At 72.0% G+C, this 26,776-nt stretch carries 23 protein-coding genes, 1 pseudogene and 1 CRISPR repeat array; of the genes and pseudogenes, 8 read left to right on the top strand and 16 right to left on the bottom strand.

The features are described from left to right. Positions 1-18 precede the first annotated feature (18 nt). From BUE43_RS13510 to BUE43_RS13500, 3 genes are all read right to left on the bottom strand, one after another. Positions 19-2,769 (bottom strand): hypothetical protein, encoded by a 2,751-nt coding sequence (locus BUE43_RS13510; RefSeq protein ID WP_073482985.1) that lies wholly within the window; start codon positions 2,767-2,769, stop codon positions 19-21. 215 nt (positions 2,770-2,984) lie between these two features. Further along, entirely contained in the window at positions 2,985-3,659 is a 675-nt protein-coding gene (locus BUE43_RS13505; protein WP_234995710.1) for an HAD family hydrolase, read from the bottom strand. A 100-nt stretch (positions 3,660-3,759) separates the two neighbouring features. Further along, positions 3,760-5,082 (bottom strand): hypothetical protein, encoded by a 1,323-nt coding sequence (locus tag BUE43_RS13500; RefSeq protein ID WP_073482983.1) that lies wholly within the window; start codon positions 5,080-5,082, stop codon positions 3,760-3,762. Between the two features lie 1,066 nt (positions 5,083-6,148). Between BUE43_RS13500 and BUE43_RS13495 the strand changes: the two genes are divergently transcribed. Further along, complete coding sequence (locus BUE43_RS13495; RefSeq protein WP_073482981.1) at positions 6,149-6,601, top strand: hypothetical protein; 453 nt, start codon at positions 6,149-6,151, stop codon at positions 6,599-6,601. An 81-nt stretch (positions 6,602-6,682) separates the two neighbouring features. Beyond that, positions 6,683-7,076: a CRISPR direct-repeat array (repeat unit 28 nt; unit sequence GAACCATCCCCGCGTGCGCGGGGCCGAC). A 170-nt stretch (positions 7,077-7,246) separates the two neighbouring features. On the opposite strand, the gene BUE43_RS13490 is transcribed toward BUE43_RS13495, so the two are convergent. The 4 genes from BUE43_RS13490 to BUE43_RS13475 form a co-directional block, all read right to left on the bottom strand. Then, a complete protein-coding gene (locus BUE43_RS13490) occupies positions 7,247-8,521 on the bottom strand; it encodes an alpha/beta fold hydrolase (RefSeq protein WP_073482979.1) in 1,275 nt (424 codons plus the stop codon). Positions 8,522-8,662: 141 nt separating this feature from the next. Then, a complete protein-coding gene (locus tag BUE43_RS13485) occupies positions 8,663-9,319 on the bottom strand; it encodes a maleylpyruvate isomerase N-terminal domain-containing protein (protein ID WP_073482977.1) in 657 nt (218 codons plus the stop codon). An 83-nt stretch (positions 9,320-9,402) separates the two neighbouring features. Further along, complete coding sequence (locus BUE43_RS13480; protein ID WP_143174150.1) at positions 9,403-12,363, bottom strand: M48 family metalloprotease; 2,961 nt, start codon at positions 12,361-12,363, stop codon at positions 9,403-9,405. A gap of 15 nt (positions 12,364-12,378) precedes the next feature. Beyond that, on the bottom strand, positions 12,379-12,846 hold the full coding sequence (locus BUE43_RS13475) for a hypothetical protein (RefSeq protein ID WP_083959657.1): 468 nt from the start codon (positions 12,844-12,846) through the stop codon (positions 12,379-12,381). A gap of 198 nt (positions 12,847-13,044) precedes the next feature. On the opposite strand from BUE43_RS13475, the gene BUE43_RS13470 reads away from it, so the two are divergent. Both BUE43_RS13470 and BUE43_RS13465 read left to right on the top strand, forming a co-directional pair. Further along, entirely contained in the window at positions 13,045-13,425 is a 381-nt protein-coding gene (locus tag BUE43_RS13470) for a YciI family protein (RefSeq protein ID WP_073482973.1), read from the top strand. Positions 13,426-13,516: 91 nt separating this feature from the next. Continuing rightward, positions 13,517-14,821, top strand: a complete 1,305-nt coding sequence (locus BUE43_RS13465) for an RNA polymerase sigma factor (RefSeq protein WP_073482971.1) — start codon at positions 13,517-13,519, stop codon at positions 14,819-14,821. Between the two features lie 51 nt (positions 14,822-14,872). On the opposite strand, the gene BUE43_RS13460 is transcribed toward BUE43_RS13465, so the two are convergent. Next, entirely contained in the window at positions 14,873-15,271 is a 399-nt protein-coding gene (locus BUE43_RS13460; RefSeq protein ID WP_073483802.1) for a VOC family protein, read from the bottom strand. Positions 15,272-15,364: 93 nt separating this feature from the next. On the opposite strand from BUE43_RS13460, the gene BUE43_RS13455 reads away from it, so the two are divergent. After that, entirely contained in the window at positions 15,365-16,354 is a 990-nt protein-coding gene (locus BUE43_RS13455; protein ID WP_073482970.1) for a helix-turn-helix transcriptional regulator, read from the top strand. 204 nt (positions 16,355-16,558) lie between these two features. Here BUE43_RS13455 and BUE43_RS13445 read toward each other — a convergent pair whose 3' ends face one another. After that, a complete protein-coding gene (locus tag BUE43_RS13445) occupies positions 16,559-18,154 on the bottom strand; it encodes an MFS transporter (RefSeq protein WP_073482966.1) in 1,596 nt (531 codons plus the stop codon). Between the two features lie 161 nt (positions 18,155-18,315). On the opposite strand from BUE43_RS13445, the pseudogene BUE43_RS34695 reads away from it, so the two are divergent. Further along, a pseudogene (locus tag BUE43_RS34695) lies at positions 18,316-18,606 on the top strand (FAD-dependent oxidoreductase); the annotation flags it as partial. Positions 18,607-18,661: 55 nt separating this feature from the next. Here the strand turns inward: BUE43_RS34695 and BUE43_RS13435 are convergent. Further along, positions 18,662-19,678, bottom strand: a complete 1,017-nt coding sequence (locus BUE43_RS13435; RefSeq protein ID WP_073482964.1) for a helix-turn-helix transcriptional regulator — start codon at positions 19,676-19,678, stop codon at positions 18,662-18,664. 93 nt (positions 19,679-19,771) lie between these two features. On the opposite strand from BUE43_RS13435, the gene BUE43_RS13430 reads away from it, so the two are divergent. Beyond that, positions 19,772-20,233 carry a VOC family protein gene (locus tag BUE43_RS13430; RefSeq protein WP_073482962.1) on the top strand — a complete coding sequence of 154 codons (462 nt, stop codon included), beginning with the start codon at positions 19,772-19,774 and terminating at the stop codon, positions 20,231-20,233. Positions 20,234-20,369: 136 nt separating this feature from the next. Here the strand turns inward: BUE43_RS13430 and BUE43_RS13425 are convergent, their stop codons facing one another. Continuing rightward, positions 20,370-21,119: a hypothetical protein gene (locus BUE43_RS13425; protein WP_143174148.1), complete on the bottom strand. Its 750-nt coding sequence runs from the start codon at positions 21,117-21,119 to the stop codon at positions 20,370-20,372. Positions 21,120-21,462: 343 nt separating this feature from the next. Between BUE43_RS13425 and BUE43_RS13420 the strand changes: the two genes are divergently transcribed. After that, the gene (locus BUE43_RS13420) at positions 21,463-21,963 is read left to right on the top strand and encodes a peptidylprolyl isomerase (protein WP_073482958.1); all 501 of its coding nucleotides are present in this window, start codon (positions 21,463-21,465) and stop codon (positions 21,961-21,963) included. 134 nt (positions 21,964-22,097) lie between these two features. Here the strand turns inward: BUE43_RS13420 and BUE43_RS13415 are convergent, their stop codons facing one another. Continuing rightward, positions 22,098-22,943 carry an SDR family oxidoreductase gene (locus tag BUE43_RS13415; protein WP_073482956.1) on the bottom strand — a complete coding sequence of 282 codons (846 nt, stop codon included), beginning with the start codon at positions 22,941-22,943 and terminating at the stop codon, positions 22,098-22,100. Between the two features lie 81 nt (positions 22,944-23,024). Here BUE43_RS13415 and BUE43_RS13410 point away from each other — a divergent pair, with 81 nt between their 5' ends. Further along, on the top strand, positions 23,025-23,630 hold the full coding sequence (locus BUE43_RS13410; protein ID WP_073482954.1) for a TetR/AcrR family transcriptional regulator: 606 nt from the start codon (positions 23,025-23,027) through the stop codon (positions 23,628-23,630). Between the two features lie 100 nt (positions 23,631-23,730). Here the strand turns inward: BUE43_RS13410 and BUE43_RS13405 are convergent, their stop codons facing one another. The 4 genes from BUE43_RS13405 to BUE43_RS34170 form a co-directional block, all read right to left on the bottom strand. Continuing rightward, a complete protein-coding gene (locus tag BUE43_RS13405) occupies positions 23,731-24,141 on the bottom strand; it encodes a VOC family protein (protein WP_073483798.1) in 411 nt (136 codons plus the stop codon). A gap of 5 nt (positions 24,142-24,146) precedes the next feature. Beyond that, the gene (locus BUE43_RS13400; RefSeq protein WP_083959656.1) at positions 24,147-24,608 is read right to left on the bottom strand and encodes a helix-turn-helix transcriptional regulator; all 462 of its coding nucleotides are present in this window, start codon (positions 24,606-24,608) and stop codon (positions 24,147-24,149) included. Between the two features lie 67 nt (positions 24,609-24,675). Then, positions 24,676-25,830: an eCIS core domain-containing protein gene (locus BUE43_RS13395; protein ID WP_159447730.1), complete on the bottom strand. Its 1,155-nt coding sequence runs from the start codon at positions 25,828-25,830 to the stop codon at positions 24,676-24,678. 106 nt (positions 25,831-25,936) lie between these two features. Continuing rightward, complete coding sequence (locus BUE43_RS34170) at positions 25,937-26,776, bottom strand: hypothetical protein (RefSeq protein WP_159447729.1); 840 nt, start codon at positions 26,774-26,776, stop codon at positions 25,937-25,939.

Below are 26,776 nucleotides of genomic sequence, written 5' to 3'. Positions count from 1 at the left end.
CTCCTCGGCGTCGCCCGCTCAGGCGAACGCGCGGCAGTACGTCTCCCAGTCGTCCTCGTCGACCAACTCGTCGAAGGAGGGGTCGCGCGCGGGGATCGCGAAGTGCTTCTCGGTGCTGAGCCGCACGGTCTTGGTGAACATCAGCAGCCGCACGGCCACCATCACCGAGGCGCGCCCGCCGATCCGCGGCTCGGGCCCCGGCTGGTACTCCAGCACCAGGTAGATCTCGAACGACACGCCGGCCACGCCCAGCAACTCGACGGCGCCGCCGATCCGCAGGTACGCCTCGAAGCGGATCGCCCCGCCGGCTTCGAGGCCGAAGTAGAAGCCACCCATCACGTAGGCGCTGGCCGACACGATGCCGAGGTTCACCGACAGGCTCGCGCCGACCTCGATCGCGCCCTCGATCCGGCGGATGCCGGTGGTGTCCACCTCGATCGCGAAGTAGCCCCCACCGCCGATCATGGACACCGTGGTCAGGAACGGGTGCGCGCGGTCGGAGAACGCCAGCCGCACCGCCGCGGGGCGTCCCACGAACGGCAGCACGATCCCCGCGGAGAACGCCACGTGCTCCAGGCTGAAGATGCCCAGCCCCGCCTTGGGCAGCCCGAGCGAGTAGGTGGCCTCCACGCCCTCGCTGGTGACCCTGAGCTGCGGGGGATCGCTGAACCCGTCGGACGGCACCATGTCCGCCAGGGCGTTGAGGAACGACAACTGGTTGCGCAGCTCCAGCCGCATGCCGGCGGGGTGGACGTCGATCTTCCTGCCGTCCTCGGCGAGGAAGCGCAGCTCCGCGAAGCCCAGCCGGACCACGTTGACGAAGTCGATCGCGAAGTGGGTGAGGACTCCCTCGACGCGCATCCTCGGCTTCCCTGGCGCGCCACGGGGAACGTGCACCTCGCTGCGCAGGGTCAGGGTGGAGGTGCCCCCGATGTGGAGCTTCAGCGGTCCGGCCTCCGGCCGCAGCGGGGGGCTCCAGGTGAAGACGATGTCCACACCGGACGGTGTGACCCGACGGGACAGCCCGGGGAGCTGCGCCTGGTTGACGATCTGGCCGATCACGTCGGGCAGCGAGATGCCGCCGAGCAGCTTCGCGTCCTCCAGGGCCGAGAACACCTCGCTGAGCTGGAACTGGCCGGTGCCGAGCCGTTCCAGGGCGGGGGGCACCGCGCCGAGTTCGCGCGACAGCGCGCCGATGCTCATGTTCGGTCGCGCGAGCCCACCCGCCCGCTCGGTGGGCAGGTTCAGGCCGAGGGGCTCGCGGAGCCGGGCGAACACCTGGCCGGGGGACGTCGCGGGGTCGACCAGCTCGATCTCGCGCGGCGGCACGGGGGACACGCTGCCGACCAGCTCGTTGGCCCCGGGGACCTGCACCATCGCCGACTCGACGAACGGCAGGAACGGCGGGTCGGCGCCCGCGGCCTCGACGGCCGAGAACGCCATCGACGCGACCGGCAGCACCGTCGTGCCGGGATTCGGTGTCTGCGGGGCCAGCGCCACCGGGCGGTTGTGCAGGTCGATGTGCCGGAGATGCGTCTCGTAGAGACCCTGGAGCGTCGGGAACGAGCCACCACCGCCGGCGGGCACGAAGATCAACGGCATGTCGAGGTCGACCTGGCCGCCCGCCCAGTCCTCGCCCACGACGTCGAAGACGAACGGCACACCGTCCACCGCGATCACGAAGGGGACGCCGGAGGGAGCGTCGTCCCGCGAGAGCTGCGGTGTCGCCAGGGTCTGGATGCGTGCGCGACGGATGGGGAGTTGCGCGTTGCGAGGATGGGCGGAGCGGGTCTGCTCGTAGTCCCGCACCGGCTGTCGCACCTCGACCCGACGCACGGTCTCGGTGAGGAGGTCGATGCCGCCCTCGGACGTCAGTACCCGCTCGACCACCGAGACCAGGACCGCGCGGTGGCCCAGCGGGAACAGGTGTCCGCGTTCCACGACCCGCACGAACTGGTCACGCCCCTGCGCCACCACGTGCCGCCACGACTCAAGGGGCAGTTCCTCGCCGTCGGCGGTGTCCCAGTCGCCTCGGACGTCGGCCCAGGCGCCGAGCGCGGAGAGTGTGAGGTGCCTGGCCTGGAGCGGGGTCGGGTCGTCGAACTGGGTGAAGTCGGCGGACTGGCGCACGATCGCCCGCCGCTGGCCGCCGGTGAGCGAGGTGTCGACGAACTCACCGAGGTCGTCGGCGAGGTCGCGGGCCCACACCGCCCGGACCACCGGCAACCGGGTCTCGTCGACCCCGCCGTCGGCCGCGAGCCCGAGCCGGGTGTGCCACAGCTCGCTGACCCCCTCCCGCGTCACGGCTCCGACCGCGTGGGCCCAACCCGCCCGGTCGTCGGGGCTGAGCACCAGCCGGTACGGCAGTTCGATCGCGGTCTGGTGCGGCTCGGGGGCGGCGGGAGCGGGGCTGGGCACCGGCTGACCGGCGGCGGCGTTGGCGGTCACGCTGAGTGTGTGCCGCGACCAGTCGAGCAGGGTCGCCAGCGAGAAGTCCACCTCGTCGAGGTCGTCGTCCACCCGGAAGGCCAGCCGGGACGGGTTCGCGATGACGGCCTGGGGGTGGATGAACTCCTCCCGCATGACCTGCTCGGCGACGTGCTGGGGAGGCAGGACGACCACGACGAAGGCGGGCTCGCCCCGTCGGAGCCGACGCAACCGCGGCGGCTGGCCCGCGTCGCGGTCGAGCTGGAGGTTGACGAAGTCGAAGTCGAGCACCAGCAGGTCGTCGGGGCGCAGCACCGCGGCCCGGAAGTCGACGTCGGGCATGACGGCGATCTCCTCCCCCGGGATCAGATCACGACGCCAGGGTGTGCAGGACGAAGAGGACTCTTCCCCGCAGCCTGCCGCCCCGGCTCCCCCGTCGCACGTCGACGTGGAGGACCCCGCGGCCCACCTCGTGCCTGAGCTCGCTGTCCGATCAGCCCACCCGAACGGGGAATGCCCCGATCAGGGGAAACCAGGGCAGCGTCCACCGTGGACTCTCAGCGGCGACGCGGTGCCCCGAGCAACGCCTCGACGTGGTGGAGCCGGCGCTCCGCCACATCACACAGCGGGGGAACCAACAACACCGGCATGCCGACGTCCACGGCCGCTCCGTCGTGTGAGGCGCGGTCCCCCACCATCAACGTCTCCCCCGCGCACGTGCCGAGCCCCTCCAGCGCCACCCGGAAGATCACGGGGTCCGGCTTCTGCACACCGTGCTCGTAGGACAGCACGAAAACGTCGACCAGATCCGCCAACCCGGCCGCGCCGAAGACAGGACGCAGGTCGAAGTGGATGTCGCTGAGCACCGCGATCCGACATCCATGCGCGGACACGGAGCGCAACACCGGCTCCACGTCGACGGCGAACTGGTTGTGCGCCGGGTCCGACTCCACGGCGTAGAGCGCACCGGCCAACTCGGAATCGAGCCCCGCATCAGCGAACACGCCGCAGTAGGTGTCCCGGTGCAGGGCGAGGTCGCTGTCCACGCCCGGAGCGTCCAGCCGGTCAGGCTCCCCAGCGGCTTCCAGGACCGCCCGCCACACCTGGTCAACCGCCTCGTCCGAGCTGTCCCGGCCAAGGCACAGCAACGCCTCCCGCACCCAGCTCCCACCGTCGAGCGTCGTCACCAGGGTTCCCCGCCAGTCGAACACCACAGCCCGCAGATCAGCCACCAGCCCAGGACTACCAGCAGATGTGGCGCCGGCGCGTGCGCCAGCGGATTCACGGACAGGAGAGTGGCTGACCGATGTCCGACCCTGGGGAAGGGGGTTGTCAGCCACGTCCGCTCTCGTCGGTGTCGCCGGAGAGGTTGTGGGCGGCCGCACCGGCCTCGCCGGTTCGTTCCGGGGCCACCCACAGCGCATGGGACGGGGACGGTGGGGCGACGAGAACCTGGGCGCCGACGTCGGACAGCAGCCTGTTGATCCAGAGCTTGTCGGCCGACAACGTCTCCGTGACGGCCGTGATGACCGGGACCGGCATCGGGTCGGTGGCGGTGAGAACGCGGACCACCTGGTTCCGGGTGTACCCGATCTTGCGGGCAAGGCGCTCGTAGTCGGTGTGCGAGTCGACGTAGTAGAAGCGCAGCCACAGGTAGATCGCGATGGTCCGGTGCAGGAGCGAGGCGGTGGCGCTGACGTGCCGGAGGTGCCGCATGATCGGCTCCAGCGGGAAGCCCAGGCCGTCCAGGTCGTCGCCCAGCACCCGGGTGACGGTGTCGTGGACGGGGTCGCGCGGGACGGTGGCCACGCCCCGATCCTCGACCACCCGGCTGGACGCCAGGTGCATGGCCACGTACTTCGTCAGCGCCTCGCGCTGACGTCGCAGGATTCGCTTGCGGCGGGCGGCTTCGCGCACCACGTCGGCCAGGGCCGCCTCGGCCTGGCGGTCCCGGCTAGAGAGGATGGTCGCGCGGCTGGCGATCGCGCGGTCGCGCTGCTGGCTCATCCGCCGAAATGCCCTGATCGTCGAGTTGAGCAGCAGCATCGTGTCGATGTCGCGGGCGCGCAGATGCGCGTTTTCCGCGCGCAGGGCGGTGTTTTCGGCGAGGGCCTTGGCGAGGTCGTGTTCCAGGATCGAGCAGCGCAGGGTCAGCTCGGCCAGGGTGTGGTCCTCCGGCAGGGCCAGCGGTGGGTCCGAGGCCGGCAGGCGCAGCGGGCCGTGGTACCCGGGTGGGCGGGCTCCGCCCCGGGCGGCGGCCCACAGGCTCGCCACGTGCGCCAGCTCCGCGTCGGGGTCCGGGCTGCAGCAGCGGACGATCAGCTCCGCGTAGGGCCAGGCCGGCCCCTGGGTCGAGCGCTGCCCGCCCATCTGCTCGGAGAGGCGGCTGACCAGGCGGGACACGTCCTTGGCGCTCGTCTCGGCGCCGGTGTGCTGCGGCAGGTAGATCGCGTCGCTGGTGATCCGGTGCGCGAGGGCGTGCTTCACCAACGCCCGTAACGGCCCCTCCACGCCGAAACGCTGGTGCAGCAGGTGCTGGAGCCGTTTGACCAGGGTGATCACGGCGTCGCTGCACCCCGCCTCGCGCATCTGCTGCGCTGTCCGGAGCCGTCGCCCGCCACGGCGACGCGGCTTGTCGGCGTTGTCGGCATCCACGCGCAATGCCGTTCCTCCGTTTCCCTGACGCCGACAACGTCGGGGTTGTCGGCGAGCACCACGCGGAAGTGGACGGACAAGCTGCCCATTCCGCTGACTGGACGAGTCACCAATCCGCTGGTTCCGCCCGACCGAATCACCACACATTGCCGAGCCTTACTCAAATGAGTTAACCCATTCGAGTGACATCGGTTTCTGAGGGTAGCCAAGGGCGGTCGCAGCGGGGAAAACCAGTTCCCGAGAGAAAGGGACCCAGCTCCATGACGACCTGGCTGGTTGGCGGCGCGGCGCTGCTGCTGATCATCGCCGCGCTCGCCGCGGCCCTGCGCGCCGCCACGCGTCGGCGGACGGGAGTCCGCCAGCGCACGCAGCTACTCGGGCGGTCCCGGAGGGGACGCCATCACGGCCGTCATCGGCGCTCGTCCCGCCCGGGGGAGACGAGGCCTCCCGCCGATGGCGAAACCGGGCAGTAGGGCGAAAGGACGCCGCCGGTGCGCCCTTCGGGGCACCAGCGGCACCCGCCAACCGGCGTCACTGAACAGCACAGGCGAAGCCTGGCTGCTGTTCATCGCGCCGGACCGCACGCTCACCGCGCCGCCGGCGCCCCGTGGTTTCGACCCATCTAGATTCACGGTGCTCCGTTTCCATGACCTGGACCCGACGTGGCAGTGGATGGGCCTCCGAAACCACGAACGGGCGCTCGGGTGAGCGGAGAACTCGCTCCCCCCTCCCCCGCCAGAAGGAGGGGGGAGCCACCGCTCACCCGTAATTCTCCCTTCTTGGGTGAGTCAGGCCGCGCGGTGGTCGCTCATTGGCATCGCCTGCCCGGTAAACGGACCCGGGTGGACCAGTCCCACCGAATCACCAACCATCCGCCCGGTTGACCAATGCCCACGAGCGCCCTGTTGGTCTACGCCAATCACCGTTACCCACAAGCCTCTGTCCAGGGCATTTCCCGGACGGCGCACCACCGAGCCACTCCCGCCGCGCCCACGCGAACCCGAAGACACCCGTCGGACAACCGTCGACAACCGTCGGACAACCGTCGCCGCCACGAGGAACACAGGTGACCAAGGACAAGGACCGCATCCAGTTCCGCACGGGCCCGCTGGCCGCCGACCTCCAGGCCCGCACCGCCCCCGACGCGAGCACCTCAGCCGACCTGATCGCCCGCCGCGACCTGGAGCGCTACTACCAGGTGCTGCACCACGACCTCCACACCGTCGACCTCACCCGAGAGGAGGCCCACCTGGTCTGCGAAGCCCTGTCCACCCCCGACGCGGACCCGTCTCCCGACACGATCCTGGGGTCCATCCTCATCGCCGTCCACATCGACCACCTCGACCGCTCCTACGGCGTCGACGCACGCGCCCTAACCCTCAAGATCAAGTGGTGGACGGTCGGCCAGCGCTACGCCGTCCTCGACGCGGTAGAACGCTGGCGCCTCCTGAAAGACGAACGCGTCGACCCCGACATGGCCCTGGTCCGAGTGGGCCTGTACCGCCCAAAACGCCACTAGAACAACCAGCCCCACCCAGGAAACCCACCCCGCGCGGCCGGGGCCGACAGCGGCGACGCGATCAGGAACGGGGCGATGCGGGAACCATCCCCGCGCGTGCGGGGCCGACCACGCGGCCGCGTCCGAGATCGGCTGGACGATGGAACCATCCCCGCGCGTGCGGGGCCGACGCTTTGAACGTCACGCTCACCTCGATGGGCGTGGAACCATCCCCGCGCGTGCGGGGCCGACACGGTGTCCAGGCTCGCGCCGGATTGCCGGCCGGAACCATCCCCGCGTGCGCGGGGCCGACTTTGTTCCGTAGGCGACGTGCTGCCCCCACCGAGAACCATCCCCGCGTGCGCGGGGCCGACCCAATGTCCGGATCGACGGGGAAACCCCGAAGGGAACCATCCCCGCGTGCGCGGGGCCGACCGGATGGCTGGGACCGATCAGGTGATCCTGGGAGAACCATCCCCGCGTGCGCGGGGCCGACACTTGCTGACCTGGGACTTTATCTCGTGGGGGCGGCTGTTTTGTCCATTTGCTTTTGGAATGGATGTTCGGGGGTGGGTTCGTGTCGAGTCCGGCTCGCTGACGGCGGGGTGTCAGCGGGCCGGACTCGCGTTCTGGAGGAGGACTCGTGCCCTCCCGCAGGGGGCGGGGTCAGACCCGGCCCGCGACCATGTCCATCAGGCGGGACAGGACGCGTTCGCCGGATGCTTGGACGCCGTCGTGTTCCCACTCGTTGGTGACCCACGCGCGCAGCGAGCCGACCGAGCGCGCGGTGGACAGCGAGAGTTCGGTGGGCACGTACATGTCGTCGTGGTAGACGGCCGCGGCGACCGGCACCTGGTTGGCTGCGAGGCGCGCCGGGTCGTACAGGGCGGGCCAGTCGTCGCGTTCGGCCAGGAGGTGTGCCGCGTCGGCGAAGGGGCGGAGGCCGGCGATCTCGTCGAACATCCAGGGGTAGATCATCTCGCCGGTGAGGAGCAGGGGGTCGGCGTCCTCGGCGAACTCAGGGAAGGCGGGGAGGGCGCGCTCGGCGGCCCATGCGGTCGCCGTGCCCTGGGCGTAGATCGACTCCTGGAGCACGGCGTAGAGCGGGTTGCCCACGAAGCCGGTCTGGGTCATCACCTGCTGGAGGAAGGTCGGGGAGAGTTCGTCGTCGGGGCCGATCGCCTCGTCCAGCAGCCAGTGCAGCTGCTCGAAGCCGTCGCCCTTCCCGAGCACCTGTCCGAGCGAGCGCAGCCGGCGCACGGTGAGGCGGTCGCCGTCGGGGAGGTGGACCGGCGTGCGGGTGATCAGGTCGGCGATGCGTCGGACCAGCTCGCGGTCGCCGGGGTAACGGGCGTAGTAGGCGGTCACCTTGTCCCGGACCATCGGGTAGGTGGCCGCGTAGATGTCGTCGGCGGTGGCGTGCGGGTTGGACAGTCCACCGGTGACGTAACAGGCGCGCAGCCCCTCCGGCGCCTGCGACAGGTAGGTGAGGGTGATGAAACCGCCGAAGCTCTGGCCGAGCGTCTCCCACGGCTGGTCCCCGCACAGCGACCGCCGGACCAGCTCGGCGTCGGCGACGATCGAGTCGGCGCGGAAGTGCGCGAGCCGGTCGGCGAGCTCCTGCGGGGAGAACCGCTCGGCTGTCCGGGTCGTCACCGGGGTGCTGCGGCCGGTTCCCCGCTGGTCCAGCAGCAACACCCGGTGGGTCTTGAGGGCCCGGCCGAGCCAGCCGCTCGTGCCGTTGAGCGGTCGCGGCGACTTGCCGCCCGGCCCGCCCTGGAGGTAGAGCAGCCAGGGCAGGTTGTCCCCGGCCCGCGTCGGGTCCACCACTTCCCGCGCGAACAACTGGATCGAGGGTCCGGTGGGGTCGGCGTGGTCGAGCGGCGCCGGGAACACGTGGTCGGTGACCTGGACCCCGGGCAGGCGGTAGGTGTTACTCATGACGTCCTCTCTACCGGACGACACCAGCGGCGTTGGCAGGCAGCCCCACAACACCGCCGGTCGACGTCTGTCCACAGTGGAGCCCTCTGTCCATTGTGGAGCCCCGAACGCCCGTGCCGAGGATGGCGATCAGCCAGGTGGTTATCCGATGACGAACGGGAGTTTCGCGGCCAGCTCGCCCAGTTCGGCCTTCTCGGCGTCGGTCGGGGCACGTCGTCCAGTGCCGACCAGCAGCGCGTCCTCGTCGGAGAACGACTCGGGGAACGCGGTCCCCGCGATCTTCTCCAGGATCTCGCGCGTCCGGGCGAGGCCCTCGGCGGGCGGTTCGGCCACGTGCGGGAGGTGCGCGATGAGGTCGAGGTGGTGCAACGTCCACTCCAGGACGTACGCGGAGAGGTAGTCGCCCGCGGTCAGGACCTCGCCCTGGGTGCTGACGCGGACCGCGGGATCGGCGAGTTCGGCGGCGCGCCCGGCGGCGGAGCCGATGTCGTCGAGGTGGAACTTCAGCAGCCCCGGGTCCTGGTACGCGGCGGCCAGCCGGACGGTCAGCGCGTCGAGCGGGTCGTCGCCGGTCGGCGGCGTGTCGGAGACCTTCCAGTAGGTCACCGCGTCCCGCGTCGGCTCGGCGTCGGTGGGGGTCACGAGGGTGATCAGGACGTCCTGCGCGTCGATGACCAGGTGGCACACCAGGTCCCGCACGAGCCAGCCCGCGCAGCCGGACGGTTGGGCGAAGTCCTCGTCGGAGAGTTCGGCGACCGCCGTGCGCAACGCCGTCCACGAGCGCGAGAAGAGATCCACATCGGCAAGGTAGTGGGCCGCCGGAACGACGGACAACCGTCTTTGACCGGGCCGCCCGCACAGCCCGCGCAGCCACCGTGCGACTAACAGGAATCGACCGAGCCGCGAATCCTGTTCTCCAGACAGACCGCGACCCGCCGAAGCCGCTGGATCTCCTGGAGTGCGGTGCGCAGGGCTGCGACGTCCACGTCCGCGATCGACCGCGTGCAGCGCGACCCCGCCTCGTTGCTCGACTTCACGAACGCGTCCCACCGCTCCTGCACCCCCGGGTCGCTGACGCGGAAGAAGCCCTGCGCGTCCTGCCCGACTCGGGACACCTCGGCGCAGTGCGACGTGAGCGTGGTCGGCTCGATCCGGCCCTGGACCTGGTCGATGTAGGCGAACAGGCGACGGGAGGTGGTGCCGAAGCGGGACAGCAGGTCGCGCGCGCCCTGGTCCGCCCACTGGGCGAGGCCCAGGGCGTCGCCGGGTTCGGGCACGGTGGTGACCGGATCCTCGCCCCGGTGGACGGCGGCCAGGCCGGCGCGCAGGGCGGTCGCGGCGACGGCGGCGGCACGCGCCCACGCGAGGCCGATCTCGGGTTTGGTGGGGCAGTGCGTGCGGGCGCGGTCGGAGCGCGTGACGACGGTGTTCCACAAAGGACGGAGACGCGGGTCGGGAACGCGGAAGAACGCCTGGGCGTCCCGGGCTGCGGTGGCGGCCGCGTCGCAGGTCGTGCCGCTGGTGACGCGGGCGAGGATCGCGTGGCCGCCGACCGCGGACCAGGCGGCGAGCTGCATCCGCGTGACCCGGGCCGAGGACGCGGAAGCCGTGGGGGTGGGGCCGGGGACGAGGGAGCCCGACGGACGTGCGGCGTCGGCGGTGATCTCGACTCCGGCGGTGAGGAGCGAGCCCGTGGCGAGCACGGCCACCACGGCGCGGCGCGGTCGCACAGGAACAACGCGGTGAGGCGGAGGAGACACAGACAAGGCGGAGCGCCGTCGTCGGAGGCGGCGGGCCGCGGCACGGCCAACGGCGATGCCCACCGCCAGCACGGCGGCCAGCGCGAGGGCCGGTGTGATCATCGGGCTCAGGACCGACCAGGAGCGGACGAGCGCGCCGACCGCGATGGCGCACAGGGCGGCGATCTGGGCGGCGGCGAGGACGACGGGCAGGCGGTGGCGACTCGGGGCGACGAGGGCGGCGAGGAGGGCGGCGGCCGTGGCGGCGACGAACGTGGCGGCGACGAACTCCAGCTCCGGCAGGTCGCGGCCCACGAGCAGCGCCACGGCGGCCAACGCGCCCCCGAGCACGCCGGGCAGCACGACGCGCCGCAACGGTGGCAGCGGCTGCGGGAGTTGCTCGGGCGCGTCGGCGACGGCTTCGCGCACCCATCGCAGCGGCCCCGGCCGGACCGTCCACGCCAGCAGCGGCACCGCCCACGCGAGGGTCACGGCGACGAGGAGGAGCGGCACCTTCGACACGGTCGCCACCATCGGCATGGCCACCGCGATGTCCCGCACCAGCCAGGCGGGTCCGGTCCCGGGGGAGATGCGCTGGAACTGCGCGACCATCGCGTCCGTGTCGATCGGCCAGCCCACCACCAGCAGCGCACCGCCACCGCGCCACCACGCGAACCACGCCGACAGCACCACCCACCCGGCGGCGAGGACCAGCAGCATCGGCGCGCGCAGCGTGCGCCCCGGCCACGTCCCGGCCCACAACCGGGCGCACTGGGCGATCCACCAGGTGAACGCCACGCCCGCCACCACGATCAACGACAGGAACCACCAGCGGGCGGGCACCCAGCTGTGGATCACGTTCTGCCCGCCCACCAGCTCCCCCGCGAGCACCCCCGTGCCCAGCCACAGCCCGGCGCGCACGCCGGTCGGGCCGTCGACGTTGGTCAGCCGCGCGTGCGCGACCGCGCGCCACAGGACGATGCCCGCGATGCCCGTGACGAGAGCGGACGCGAGCAGCGCGACGACCTGGTCGGCCCACCACCCGGCGATCCGGTAGTGCTTGAGGTACTGCCAGGCGGAGCCGTAGATCAGCGCGGCGCCGACCCCGGTGAGGAACATCGGCAGCGCCCGCACGCCGAACAGCGGCGCCGGGTCGTCCAGCGAGGCCCGCCGCAGGTCCCAGCGCGGGTGCGTGCGCCACAGCTCGGCGAACGCGCCGCCGACCGAGGGGGTGTCGGCCACCTCCCAGCCGCGGCGGTCCGCGCCCCACCTCAGCGCCGTGAGATCGGCGTGGACCTCGCGGGTGCGCAGGACGTCCGCCCGAGCGAGGTGCACCAGCAGCACCAGCACGACCGCGAGCACGATCCCGCGCGTGACGCTGGGCAGGTAGGACGACCGCAGCGGTGAGGACCCGCCCTCCACGAGCTGCCACACCAACCACACGGTGTCGGGCAGCAGCACCAACGCCAGGAACACCCGCCACAGCGCGACAGTCGCGTAGGTGAGGGTGATGTCGCGGTTGCGGACGTGCGCCAGCTCGTGCAGGACCACCGCGCGGAACCGGGCCGGGTCGGTGTGGCGGCGCACCAGCAGCCCGCCGTGCAGGCTCACGACCGGTCTGCCGTCACGGCCGAACACGACGGCGCCGGTGGACGTGGCGGTCGGGTCGACGACGAACGCGGGCGCCCTGGTCAGCCCGGCGGTGGCCACCAGGTCGTCGAGGACCCGGGTGAGGTCGCCGTCGCGGTCCACGCGCCGCACCGGCACGACCCGGCGCGCCTTCCACGCCGCGATGGCGAAGAACAACGCGGTCGCGGCCGCGACCAGCACGACCGGTCCCAGCAGCGGCAGCCACCACGGCGGCCGGGGCGCGTGCCGGGCGAGGCAGGACTCGTAGGGGCCGGGCTGGCTGAGCAGGCCGGCCATCTCGGCCAGGTCGCCGCCGTCGGGGTCCCACCCGGCGGCCAGCGCGCACGCCCAGGAGTGCGACTCCGTCGTCCGGGACGCGAAGTCCGACGCGGGCGCCACCGACGCGACCACCAGCAGCACCAACAGCAGCGCGAACCGGACGGTGGTGCCGGGGCCGAGGACCCGTTCGTCCACCCTGGACACGGTCGCCTACTCCGGCTCGGCGTCGCGCAGAGCCAGCCGCGCGACGATGGCGTCGGCGATCTCCTCGGACCGCTCCGGCGGCAGGCCCTGCCGCGCGCCGGCCTCCAGCGCCTTCCGGCGGACCTCGGCCAACTGCTCGGGGGTCAGCGGCAGGTCCACCACGCGGGGGATCGCCTTCCGCCGCCGGAACAGCCGCCGCGCGCGGCTGACCACACCGTCGGTGGCCGACTCGGCCAGCCGCCCGGCGACGTGCTCGACGGCCCACCACACGATCGGCGTGACGACCACGACGGCGTCGCCCAGGCCGAACCCCAGCGGCTCCCGGCGCGCGCCCGCCTTCGCCCAGTGCCGGGCTGCGGTGTCGGCGCCCAGGGCGTCGAGCCCGTCGACGATCGGGATCTCCTCCGGCGCCACCCGGGCGACGACGTCGCGGACGACGTCGGCCACCCCGGCCCGTTCCCCCTGGGACGTCATGGGTTCCCCTCCTCGGTGCTCCCGACTCCGAACCGGCAGTCAACCGACAGCCGCTGTTGACCTGGACCGGAGCGGGCCGGAACCACTCGAACGGACCAGCGCCACGACCGAGGGCCCGGCGATGTCAAGATCGGGCGCTCGGCGACGACCACTGAGCGAGCGACGCCACCGGGGCGCGCCGACGGCGGAGGAGACGACGTGAAGTTCCTGTTGATCATGCACATGAACCCGCGGATCTGGGAGAGCCTCACCGAGGACGAGCGCAACGAGGTGATGAAGGGCCACGACGGGTTCATCGACACGATCCGCGAGTCCGGCGAGCTGCTCGGGACGACCGGGCTGGCCGACCCCACCGCCAGCGCCGTCGTCCGCGTTCGCGACGGTGTGCCCGCGGTCAGCGACGGCCCCTACCTTGAGGCGAAGGAGTACCTCGGTGGCTACTACCTCGTCGAGTGCGCGAGCCGGGACCGGGCTTTCGAGCTGGCGGCGATGATCCCGGACGCCAGCGTGGAGGGACTCGGGGTCGAGGTCCGACCGGTGGTGTTCGCGGCGGGAGCCGAGGCGTCGTCGGCCGGGTGACCGCGCCGTACAGGGGTTCGGGCGAACGGGGATGTCGCCCCCGTAATCGAGGCGCGGTCGGTGACACCGGCCGCCGGAACGGAGAGGTGACGTGAACGCCGAGGACCTCGGCCGCCTGTTGCGGGAGCTCGCGCCGCAGGTCCTCGGCGCACTCCTCCGCAAGTACCACGACTTCGACACCTGCGAGGACGCGCTCCAGGAAGCCATGCTGGCGGCGGCGGTCCAGTGGCCGGCGGACGGCGCGCCGGAGCACCCGCGCGGCTGGTTGGTCACGGTCGCCTCCCGGCGGGTCGTCGACCAGATCCGGAGCGAGCGGGCCCGCAGGGACCGGGAGGTGACCAGCGCGAACCGGGAACCGCCGGACGCGCTGGTCGACCCCGGCCCTGGCGAGCGGAGCCCGCGCGACCACGACGACACCCTGACCCTGCTGTTCCTGTGCTGCCACCCCGAGCTGACGCCGGCCTCGCAGGTCGCCCTCACCCTGCGCGCCGTCGGTGGTCTGACCACGGCCGAGGTCGCCAGCGCCTTCCTGGTGCCCGAAGCCACCATGGCGGTGCGCATCAGCCGCGCCAAGCGACGGCTTCGAGCCGCCGGCACGACGTGGGACACGGCATCGGACGCCGCGTCGGGCACGGCGGCGGACACGACGTCGGGCAGGCCCGGGGGACTGGCCTCCGCCGAGCGGCTGGGTGCCGTCCTGCACGTGCTCTACCTGATCTTCAACGAGGGCTACACCGCGAGCTCCGGCCCCGACCTGCACCGACCCGACCTGGCCACCGAGGCCATCCGGCTCACCCGCGCCATCCACCGCGCGCTGCCCGACGACGGCGAGGTGGCCGGCCTGCTCGCGTTGATGCTGCTGACCGACGCCCGCCGCGCGGCCCGCGCCGACGCCGAGGACGGTCTGGTCCCGCTGGCCGAGCAGGACAGGACCCGGTGGGACAGCGCCATGATCGAGGAGGGCGTCCGGCTGGTCACCGACGCGATGCTGCGCTCGCCGCTCGGCCCGTACCAGCTCCAGGCGGCGATCGCGTCCCTGCACACACAGGCGCCGCGCGCGGAGGACACCGACTGGCCGCAGATCAGGTTCCTCTACCGGGTGCTGTGCCGGATCGCGCCGAACCCCATGGCCACGCTCAACCACGCGATCGCGGTGGCCATGACCGACGGCCCGGAGGCCGGCCTGGCCATGGTCTCGGAGCTGTCCGCCGACGAGCGGATGGCTCAGCACCACCGACTCACGGCCACCCGCGCCCACCTGCTGGAGCTCGCGGGAGACACCACGGCCGCGCGGGAGCACTACCTGCTCGCGGCCGATCGCACCGCCAGTCTGCCCGAGCAGCGCTACCTGCGTGCCCGAGCCGACCGGCTCGCGGCGGCGGACCCGCCCTCCTGACGGGTCCGTCCACACGCGACAGTGCTCCCGCGTGGGCGGCTGCGTGTGGCGTCAGCGTGCGAACTTCTCGATGGCCGCCGGGGTGACGGGGGTGAAGAAGTTGACGAGGTTGCCGTCGGGGTCGCGGACCAGCAGCGACCGGTTGCCCCAGGGCATCGTGGTGGGCTCGGTGACGAAATCGGTGACGAAGCCGGTCAGGTCCTGGTGAACGCGGTCCACGTCGTCGACGAGGAACTCGGTGATCACGCTGTGGTTGTCCGCCGGGCGGGCAGAGCCCGGGGCGAACAGCGGAACGGTGCTGGCGCCGGCGATCGCGAGGGTGGCACCCGCGATGTTCAGTTCGGCGAACTCTTCAGTGGCCCACGTCGCCCGCACCCCTGTGGCTCGCTCGTAGAACTCCACGAGGCGCGCTACATCGCTGGTGATGACGCGGATCGAGACGAACTTCATGGGGATCTCCTCGGCTGTGCTGAAGGCGTGCACCGCGCAGGCTAGGAGAAATAGTGGACAGAATCGGTCCTGTAATCGCGTTAGGTTGTGCCCATGCCCCGACCCACTGCCCGCGTGCTGACACTCCTGGAGCTGCTGCAGTCGGGCGGCACCCGGACGGTGGCCGAACTGGCCGACCGGCTCGGCGTCGAAGGGCGCACGGTGCGGCGGTACGTGGACCAGCTGATCGACCTGGACGTGCCCGTGGAGTCGGTGCGCGGCCGCTACGGCGGGTACCGGCTCGCTCCCGGCTACCGCCTGCCTCCGCTCATGCTCAGCGACGACGAGGCGCTGGCCGTGCTGCTCGGCCTGGTCGCCGGCCGCCGAGCGGGGCTGACGACGACGCAGCGCACGGCGAACGAGACGGCATCGGCGAAGATCCGGCGGGTGCTGCCCCAGCACATCGCCCGCCGGCTCGACACACTCCTGGAATCCCTCGCCTTCACCGAACAACCCGGAGAGTTCGACACCCCGGACAGCGCAGTCCTGCTCACCATCGCCGACGCGGTGCGCCACCGCCGACCGGTCTCGATCCGCTACACCGACCGCGACGGACGGCGCAGCGAACGCACGCTGCACGCGTACGGGATCGTCGCCCACGCGGGCCGGTGGTACGTCACGGGCGAGGACGCCCAGATCGGCGAGGACCGAACCTTCCGGCTCGATCGCATCGCGGACGCGCGGACCCTGCCCGGCTCCTTCGAAGCGCCCGGGGGTCCCGGTCCGGCACAGCGCGTGTTGTCAGCGTTCGCCAGGGCCGAGTACCGGCATGAGGTGACCTTGCGGATCCACGGCACGGTGGAGCAGATCCGCGCCCACCTGCCCGCCAGCATCGCGAGCCTGGAGGAGCACGAGCCCGCGGCAGACCAGGATCAGGCGACCGAGCGCTGGTTGCGCGTCGGGCTGCGGGCGGAGCGGCTCGACTGGTTGCCTCCGGTACTCGCCTCCCTCGACCGGCCGTTCGTCATCGAGCGCCCCGACGAACTGCGCGACCTCGTCACCGCGCTCGCCGATCGCCTCGCGTCCCGCGCTCGCCAAGCCTGACCGCGAGGAGCCAAAGCCAGGAGATGGCACAGCTAGGCGTGTTCTCCCAGCACATGGCCAGCGTGGCCAGATCCACCACGCCCTGATCGGGCAGGGCGGTCTTGCCCCACCCGATCCCGACGGACCCCGGGTGCCTTCCGGTCCGCCCGCAGGCCCTGTCCGCGATCACCCTGCCCAGCCGGCTTTCCACAGGTGACCGGACCATCACCTGGCCGGCGCGACCATCGTGTCCACACTGTCCGTCTGATGTGGACTGTCTACTGAGGATGGCTCGCCGGTCGAGGGGGCGCCGGTCGGGGGAACGGCGCGCAGCAGGCGAACGATCAGCACGGCGACGACCGCGAGGATCGCGGCGCTGAGCGCGCTCACCAGGTGCAGACCGCTGACGAACGCCTCCCGCGCCGGCGCGAGCAGCGCCTCCGCCAGATCCGGCGGCAGGTCGCGGGCGGCGACCACCGCGTCGGCGAGGCTGCCGCGCGCGGCGTCGGCGGCTCCGGCCGGAACCTGGGCCGGTGGGGCGAACCGGCTGTCGTAGACGGCGGTCCCGATGCTGCCGAGCGCGGCGAGCCCGAACGCGAAGCCGAACTGGCCGCTGGTCTCGTTGAGCGCGGCGGCGGAGCCGGCCTTCTCCGGCGGCGCGGACGCCATGATCAGGTGGATGCTCAGCGTCACCAGCGGGCCGGAGCCGAGGAAGATCAACGCGAATCCGGTCGCGAGGGTGGTCGGCCCGGATGTCGTGTCGGTCTGGGTGAGCACGACCAGGCCGGACACCGAGACCGCCAGGCCGGCGCCGATCAGGTGCGCGGGCCGGAACCAGCGGGCGAGGATCGGCGACACGACGAACGACACGGTGTTCGCCCCGATGGCGGGCATCATCCACAGGCCGGCCGCGAGCGGGGAGAGTCCCTCGACCAGTTGCAGGTCCTGGGTGATGAACAGCATGACCGCGCCGGTCAGCAGCGTGCCGAACATCATGGCGCCCAACGCCGTGCTGAACGACCGGTTGGCGAACAACCGCAGGTCGAGCAGCGGGTGCTCCAGCCGCCGCTGCCTGCGGACGAACAGGACGGCGAAGACGACCCCGATCACGATGCCGGCGACGGGCGAGGCGCGCCAGCCGGTCTTGGCCAGCTCCTTGAGGCCGTGCACGGCCGGGAGCACGGCGGCGAGGGACAGCGCCACGCTGGTCAGGTCCAGCTTCCCGGCGTTCGGGTCGCGGTACTCGGGCAACAGGACCGGGCCGACCACGAGCAGCAGCGCCATCACCGGCACGCCGAGCAGGAAGACCGAGCCCCACCAGAACCGCGACAGCAGCGCGCCGCCGACCACCGGGCCGATGACCGCGCCGACCGAGAAGCACAGTCCCCACAGCCCGATCGCCAGTCCCATCTGCCGGGGGTCCCGGAACAGGGTGCGGATCAGCGAGATGGTCGACGGCGCCAGGATCGCGCCGGCCACGCCGAGCGCGGCGCGGGCCGCGACCAACATCGCCGGGCTGGTCGCGTAGGCGGCGACGACAGAGGCGACGCCGAACGCGGCGGCCCCGACCAGCAGCAGCCTCCTCCGCCCGATCCGGTCGCCCAGCGTGCCCATCGTGATCAGGAACCCGGCGATCAGGAACCCGTAGACATCGGTGATCCACAACTGCTGGGTGCTGCTCGCGCCCAGGTCCGCGCTCAGGTGGGGAAGCGCGAGGAGCAGGGCGTAGACGTCGACGGAGACCAGCAGCGTCGGCAGGGCGAGCACGGCGAGCGCGGTCCACTCCCGCCGCCCGGCCCTGGCCGGGATCGTGTCGTTCACGACGGTTCCTTCCCAGGTCACCACGGAGCCCGCGCACCGCGCGGGCGTTGTCACAGACAGGTCGGAGCGGACGACCGGTTCTTGACATCCAGCGCGGAGCGCCGTGAAAGGGTTGGACCGCAGAAGCGCGGCACGAGATGTGGGCCTGCCTGTCACGCCGTGCGTCCGCACTGCGGCCTCGGGTTCTGCCCGGGCAGGCTGGTCTTCGCGGTGTCCACGTGCTCCGCACGCTCGACGACGCGCTGGCGCTTCGCTCGGCGCTGCTGTCCTGCTCGCGGCTCGTGGTGGTCGGGGACGGTGTGCTCGGCGCCGAGATCGCCGCGACCGCGCGCGGGATGGGTGTGGCGGTCACCCTGGCCGGACCGCAACCGGCCCCACTGGCCGCGCAGCTCGGCCCGCTGGCAGCGGGTCTGCTGGGCGAGCTGCACGCCGAGAACGGAGTGGACCTGCGGCAGGCAGCGCGCCGAGGCAGCAGAAGCGCTGGTCAGTGCTGGTGTGGACGCGGTGTCACGACTCCCCTGTGCCCGACTCCCCCGTGCCCGACACGGCTGAGGCCGTCGCACCGGCCGCCAGCAGCCTCTCCGCCAGCACGCGACAACGCCTCCCGAGCTCCGGCGGGTCGAGCACCTCGAAGTCGTGCCCCAGCAGGAGCACGTGCATGAGCACGAAGTCGAGGCTGCCGGCACCGCTGAGCACCTCACAGCGCTCGCTTCCTCGCGGGCGCACGACGGCCGCCGACGCCGGGACCTGCGCGCGCACCGTCTCCGCCGGCGCGTGCACGAGGAAGCGCGCCTGGTGCCGGTAGGCCCGGCTCGCCACCCCCTCCTGCACGTACGCCGCCGCGTCGGGCACCGCGCGCGGGCGGAAGCGCCAGGTCCGCGCGGACACCTCGGTCATCCGGTCGACGCGGAAGCTGCGCCAGTCGTCGCGGTCGAGGTCATAGGCGAGGAGGTACCAGCGCCGGTCGGAGGCGACCAGGCGGTGCGGCTCGACCCGCCGCCGGCGCACCCCGTCCCCGGACGGGTAGTCGAAGCCGGCCTCGACCTCGTCGCGGCAGGCTCTGGCCAGCGTCATGAGCACCTCGGGCTCGACCGGGGCGCGGCCGCCTCCGCCGAAGGACTCCACCGCCCCGGAGAGCGCCCGCACCTCGTGCCGCAACCGGACGGGCAGCACCTGGTCGAGCTTGGTCAGCGCGCGGAGCGCGGCGGCGCTGGCGCCGGCGACCGCGCCGCCGGCCCCGGCGAGCAGCGAGACCGCGGTGGCGATCGCCTCCTCGTCGTCGAGGAGCAGCGGCGGCAGGTCCTGACCCGGGCCGAGCTGGTAGCCCCCGCCGATGCCGTGGGTGGCGTGCACCGGGTAGCCGAGCGCGCGCAGCCGCTCGACGTCGCGCCGCACCGTGCGCGGGGTGACCCCGAGCCGGTCGGCGAGCTCGGGGCCGGTCCAGACCTGGCGCTGCTGCAACAGCCCGAGCAGGGTGAGCACCCGCTCCGTCGTCCCCCGCTCGTCAGCCCGCGTCTCGCTCATGTCGCCACCCTGCCAGACAAGCGGACCGATCCTGTCCTCCAGTGGTGTCAGGGTCATGTCACAGACGAACCCCGACCCGAACGGAGCGACCCGATGAGCCGCCACATCCAGATCACCTTCGACGCCCACGACCCGCGCGCGCTGTCGTCCTTCTGGCGCGACGCGCTGGGCTACGTCCACCCCGGACCGCCCGGGGTCGACCTGCCCGAGGGCGCCGACCCGCTGGCCGCGTGGGACGACTTCCTCGCCCGGATCGGCGTGCCCGAGGAGGAGCGCGGCACGAGCTCGGCCGTCGAGGACCCGGACGGGCACGGCCCCCGGCTGTTCTTCCAGCGGGTGCCGGAGGGCAAGGTCGCCAAGAACCGCGTCCACCTCGACGTCCGCGCGGCTCCCGGGCTGCGGGGCGAGGAGCGGATGGCGGCGCTGGAGGCCGAGTGCGCCCGGCTCGTCGCGCTGGGCGCGACGCGGGTCCGCCGCTCCGAGCCCGCTCCCCCGCTGAGCGGCGGCTTCATCGTGATGGCCGACCCCGAGGGCAACGAGTTCTGCCTGGACTGACGCGCCTTGCCGCACAGGCCACGGCCGGTGTCGCGGCCGAGGTCGCCAGGTTGGCCACCAGCTCCACGACGCGGGTCCGGCTACCCCAAGAGCCGGACCCGCGCCGCGGGGCGCCATCGCGCAGCCGGGGCGGTGGTCAGGTGCCGGAGAAGGCGCCGAGGACGTTGTCGATGCTGTCCCGCAGCACCTTCCGCCTCGCCGTGGCGCCCGCAGCATCGTCCACTTTGGACTTCAGGTCCTCGAACAACCGCCGGACACCGGGGTCGCCGTCCCGCAGCAGCTCGACGTTCCCGGCGGTCATGATCTGGACGTACTCCCGCAGCAGCACCGCCAGGTCCCGGTCCGGCGGCTCGGCGGAGGGGTGTTCCCAGTCCGACACCAGGAACCGCTCCGGGTGCTCCACCGCCCACCCGGCGAACCGGTCGTCGGCGGCCAGCAGGTCGACGTGCTGGGCGATGCGGATGCGCTCACCACGGGAGCCGAGGGGCTCCGCGCTCCGCAGGCACAGCAACACGTCGCCGTCCCCGGACATCCACCGCTGGTCGGTGCGCTCCAGGACGAACCGGCACGGACCGGGCAGGCGAAGGCGCGCCGAGCGCGCGGGTGCCGCGAGCCAGCCCGAGCAGTCCCGCTCGGTGGTGGTCTCCGGCATGCGGAGGCAGACGCTGACCAGGTCCCCGCCGCCCCGCTCGAACCTCAGCTCGTCGCCGTCGGGGCAACACTCCCGCCCGCTCCCGACCGTCCCCGCGACGTGGTCCTCGTACACCATCGGGCTCCCGTAGGGCCCGACCATGAGGGTGCGGTCGCGGAGCCCCAGTCTCGGCCCCCAGGGCAGCTCCCACCCGCCCCTGGCCTCGACGGTCACTCCGCTCGCGAGTTCGATCACCACTCCACCTCGGCGAACAGTCCAGGGCGCCAGGCGGGAACCTGGTCCTTGCGGCCGGCAGCGCGAGGCGCGGCCGCGGCCTGGCTGATCGAACCACCCCCAGCGGCGGACGCCACGCCGTTCCATCCCACCCCCACCGCTCCCGCGCCACAACCAGGATCATCCGATCAGCGCACGCGCGTCCGGTCGGCCAGCACCGGCGGGGCCCGGCCGGAGGACGCCGGAAAGGGGTGATGAGAGTCGGTCTCCGCTGGTCAACCAGGGTGTCGCCGACCGCTGACGATCATGTGGCTGGGGGTACCCGGGGCGGGGAGGTCCAGACCCATCAGAAAGGATGTTCCCCATGTCCAAGGTTGAACTGACCACGAACTTCGGTCGCATCGTCCTCGAGCTCGACGACGCCAAGGCGCCCAAGACCGTCGAGAACTTCCTGACCTACGTCCGCAACGGCCACTACGACGGCACGATCTTCCACCGCGTGATCGACGGGTTCATGGTCCAGGGCGGCGGCTTCACCCCGGAGATGAAGCAGAAGCCCACCCTCGCCCCGATCCAGAACGAGGCGGACAACGGGCTGAAGAACACCACCCACACCGTGGCCATGGCGCGCACCAGCGACCCGCACTCCGCCACGGCCCAGTTCTTCATCAACGTCTCCGACAACGACTTCCTCGACTTCAGGGCGAAGAACCCGAACGGCTGGGGCTACGCCGTCTTCGGCCGGGTCGTCGAGGGCCAGGACGTCGTCACCCAGATCAAGCAGGTGCGCACCGGCACCAGCCAGGGCCACAAGGACGTCCCGCAGCAGCCCGTGGTCATCGAGAGCGCCAAGATCCTCGACTGACCGCCGCGCCCCTTCGTGGCGCACTCCGGCCACGCACCCCACCGAGGCCGGAACGCCATCAGGCGGGCCCCGGGGCTCCCGGTCCACTGGCGACTGATCACCGCCAGCGGACCGGGAGCCCCGCCGTGCCGGACTTACCGGAACGCCGGGAGGTTGCGCGCCACCCACGCGCCGAAGGAGTTGGCCGGGCGGTGGAGGACGGCCTCCACGTCGGGGCTCGTCCTCCGCTCCGCGGGGAGCGGGACGCCGAGCACGTCCAGAGTGCCGGTCACGACCTGCTCCGGCATGAACCGCGCCATGCGGGCATGAGCGTCCTCACGGGACAGTTCCACAAAGGTCACCTCCTCGCCCAGGGCCTCCGAGATGACCGCGGCCTGCTGGCGCGGGCTGATCAGCTCGGGGCCGGTCAGCTCGTAGGCGCGGCCCGCGTGACCGTCCTCGCGCAGTGCGGCCGCGGCGACCGCGGCGATGTCCGCCGGGTCGATGACGGGCAGTGCCACGTCCCCGAACGGGGCGAAGATCGTGCGCTGGGCGCGGACCGTCTCGGCCCAGGCGAAGGCGTTGGAGGCGAAACCGCCGGGGCGCAGGATGGTGAAGTCGCGTCCGGACGCCCGCACGGCCGCCTCGAACTCCCGCAGGCGGGCGTGCGAGAGCGCTTCGGGGCGGGTGGCGCTGACCTGCGACGAGACCAGGACGATCCGCTCGACCCCGGCTTCGGTCGCCATGTCGACCAGCGCGGCCGGGCTCTCGCCCCGGCTGTTGAGTTCGCCGCCCATCAGGAGGAACAAAGCGCGGGCCCCTTCGAGGGCGGGCCGCAGGCCCACGCCGGTCCCGATGTCGGCCTGGGCCCACCGGACACCAGCCGCCGGTCCGGCGGGCTGGGGCTGCCGCGACACGGCCACGACCTCCTCACCCGCCTCGGTCAGCAGGCCCACCAAGGTCCTCCCGATGTTGCCGGTCGCACCCGTCACCGTGATCATGTCGTCCCCACAAAGTTAGTTAGCTGACTGACTGAGAGAACGGTAGCACGCGTTCACGGGTGGCTGTCTATAGTCAGTTGGGTGACCAACTCAGGGGATCGGCGAGCGCGGGCGTCGCAGAAGCGCCGGCGGCTGACGGCGGCGGCGGCCCGGGTCCTGCACGAGCAGGGGGTCGAACGCACCACCCTCGCCGACATCGCGCGTGCGGCCGAGGTCCCTGTCGGGAACGTGTACTACTACTTCAAGACCAAGGACGAGCTGGTCCAGGCCGCGCTGTCCGAGCACAGCGCGCACCTGGACCAACTCACCGGCCAGCTGGAGCAGCTGGCCGACCCGCGCGAACGCCTCAAGGCGCTGATCGCGGCGTGGGTCGAGCAGCGCGATGTCGCCGCCCGCTACGGCTGCCCCACCGGCACCCTGGCCGTCGAGCTCGACAAGCGCGCAGACGGGACCCTCGACACGGAGGTCGGCGCGGTCATCCGGCGGCTGCTGGACTGGGTCGGACGCCAGTTCCGCGAGCTGGGCCTGCCCGACCCGGACGACCTGGCCCTCACCCTCATCTCCGCCTACCAGGGCATGTCGCTCCTGGCCAACGCCCTGCGGGACCCGGACGTCATGACCCGCGAGGGAACCCGCCTCCTGCGCTGGCTCGACTCCCTGCGGGCTCCCGACGGACACCCGCGCTGACAGACGCGGGCAGAGAACGACGGCGGGGGCCCATCGGGTGGCCCCCGCCGTCTTCTTCGAAGCTAGCAGCCCCAGGTCGTCGTCCGGGTTGGCGGACGGGTCAGCGCAGCTCCTGGATGCGGACCATGTTGCCGGCGGGGTCGCGGAAGGCGCAGTCACGCACGCCGTACGGCTGGTCGGTCGGCTCCTGGACGACCTCGGCGCCGCTGGCCGCCAGCCGGTCGAAGGTGCCGTCCAGGTCCCTGGTGGCCAGGTTGATCGCGGCGAAGGTGCCCTTGGCCATCATCTCGACGACCGTGCGGCGCTCGTCCTCGGTGATGCCGGGGGTCACGGCCGGCGGGGTCAGGACGATGGAGGTGCCGGGCTGGCCGGCGGGGCCGACGGTGAGCCAGCGCATCCCGTTGTAGCCGACGTCGTTGCGGAGCTCGAAGCCGAGGGCGTCGCGGTAGAAGGCCAGGGCCGCGTCCGGGTCGTCGTGCGGGAGGTAGGTCTGGTGAATGGTGAGGTCCATGGCGGTCACGCTAGGTGGGGTTCGCGGGTCGGTGCTTCTCGATTCCTGACCGGTCTGGTGACCTGCTTCGCCACGCAGGCGGGCATCCCGGCCGTCTCGTTCGCCGCCTGGCGCCGGTAGGCGCTGGGCGGCATGCCGACCAGCTCGGTGAAGCGGGTGCTGAAGGTGCCCAGCGACGAACAGCCGACCGCGAAGCAGACCTCGGTGACGCTGAGGTCGCCCCGGCGCAGCAACGCCATCGCGCGCTCGATGCGCCGTGTCATGAGGTAGCTGTACGGCGACTCTCCGTAGGCGAGCCGGAACTGGCGGCTGAGGTGCCCGGCCGACATGTTCACGCCGCGCGCCAGCGCCTCGACGTCCAGCGGCTGCGCGTACTCCCGGTCGATCCGGTCGCGGACGCGGCGCAGCCGGGCCAGGTCACTCAGGCGCTGCTCCGCGGCGGGTCTGCTGCTCACCTGCGGAATCATGCCAAACCGCGGCGGCGACCAGAGCCGGATCGCCCGCGAGCTCCGAAGCCGCCGTGCTTCGGCACAGTCACGGTGTGCTCGTCTTCGTGGCGCGCGGCCCCCGGCTGCGACCCCGCTTCGGAGGCGGCTCCCCGCTGTCGCTCCCGTCTCCGGTTCGTTTCTCGCCCGTCGGCAGACCGACGCCGAGCGCGCACTCGATCTCGACGACACCCGTCGGGAGCACGCCGTGCAGCCTGGTTGGCTCCGGTTCGTCCGCGGCCCCCGGAACGCGGTCCCGGTGCACCAGCTCCGCTCTGGCCCGAACCCGCTCGCCGACGGCCTTCAGCGCCTTGTTCTTCTCCCCCGGCCACTTCTGCCCCACCACCTCGACCTGGTAGTGGACGCCCCACAGCCGGTTGTGCCGGTAGCCGCCCTGGGGAGCGGTCTCGGCGGCCAGCGAGTCCGCCACGTCGACCGCGTCCTTGACCGGCTTCTCGAACCTGTTCTTCATGTCCATGTTCGCGTTGTGGCTCAACGGGGTCAGGTTCCTCGACTCGCCGGGGCCGCCCACGTTGTCGTTGAGGAGATGTCCCTTGATCCACAGATGGGGTTTGTTGTAGAGCGCGGTGAGATCCTCAACGGCCGTGCACTCACCACGCCGGGGCGGGGAGCCCAGACCGGACTTCCCCGCGCCTGGCCCGAGTCGCACGTCAACCCCTGTTCCACCCTTGAACCTGGACTGCGGCTTGGCGTAGGAAGGCCCCGCCCAGAACACGTGCTCGGCCGGGGTGTACCGAGGCACTCGCTCCCGTGGTGATTCTCGAATCCGTTGCACGACCGGCATTCCCGCACTCGTGGCAGGTGAGGGGCCACTGGTGCGGCCGGTGGTCCCGCGCCCCGGTTCCGAAGCCGTGGCGTGTGCCGCCCGCTCCCCGGCGTCGTCAGGCGTGCTCATCACGAGCCCGTCCCCGGTGGGGACGCCGGGAACTGGTCCCTCTCGTTGCTGGAGCACGTGGCTGAGTTCGTGCCGCAGCACCGCGCGGTTCGTGGCGTCGACGCCGGCGCCGAGCACCACGTGCGATCCGGACGTGTAGGCGAGGGCGTCGACACCCCTGGCGGACCGGTGCGCCAGCGAGTCGGCGTGGACCCGCACGTCGGAGAAATCCGCGTCGAACTGGCTTTCCATGTCACTGCGGAGGTGTGCGGGGAGCGGGGTGCCCGGCTGCTGGAGCACGCCTCGCACCAGACCACCTCGGTCGCCTGTGGACGGTCTGTCCTGTCCGGCGTGCTGTTTTCCGGCCTTGTCCATGCGACTGCCTCCCGTCACCGGTCGTCGGTGTTGGTCGGGATCAGGGATGTGAGGAGGGGTTGACGTAGACGCAGTACAGCTTGTCCGCCAGGGGTGCCACCCCGGGCGCGCTCTTCGACCTGAGGCCCGTGCGCTGGTCCTGGCTCCAGCCGTCACCACGGGAAGTGCTCCAGGACAACGACGATCCATCGGTGTCGAGGTGGAAGCAGTGCAGCAGTCCGGAGTAGACGGACAGCGCCGGCTTCGATCCACCGACGTGCTGGGGGAAGTCCTGCTCCGCTCGCCAGGATGTCCCCACAAGAGTGGTCCAGTTCAGGCTGGAGCCCTCTTCCTTGCCGGGATAGGCGCACCACAGACGTGCCTGGTACGCGGCGAGCGCGGGCGCCCCCTGCGGGCTGCCGTCCGGCGCCGGTCCCACCTTCCACTGGCCCGCATCCCTGACCTGGGTCGCCAACTTCTTCGTCTGGTCGTCGTAGCAGACGCAGTACAGGTTGTTCTTGTACGTCGCGAGGCCAGGGCCCAGGCTGGAGACGACACCGGAGATCTCGCTCCTCGTGCTCTCCCACGTGTTGCCGGTCAGTGCCACCGAGTACAACTTCGTGTCATGGTCCGCTCCCCGGTGCGCGCAGTAGAGCTTGTCCTGGGCGACAGCGAGGGCGGGAGCGTCGCTGGACATGCTGTCGGCGATCTGCGCCGGGTCCGACCAGCTCCCGTTCAGTTTCATCCAGTTCACTTTCTTGTCCGTCGCGGTGTACGCGCAGTACAGCGCGTTCTTGTAGACGGCCAGAGCCGGTGCGTGGGACGTGGTGCAGGTGCCGATCTGCCCCTTCGGACTCCAGGCGTTGCCGTCGAAGATCGCCCAGTGCAACTCGTCGCTCAT

Source organism: Streptoalloteichus hindustanus, from assembly GCF_900129375.1.
Classification (GTDB): domain Bacteria; phylum Actinomycetota; class Actinomycetes; order Mycobacteriales; family Pseudonocardiaceae; genus Streptoalloteichus; species Streptoalloteichus hindustanus.
Note: the sequence above shows the minus strand (reverse complement) of the source record. Positions and strands in the feature narration are given on the sequence as shown.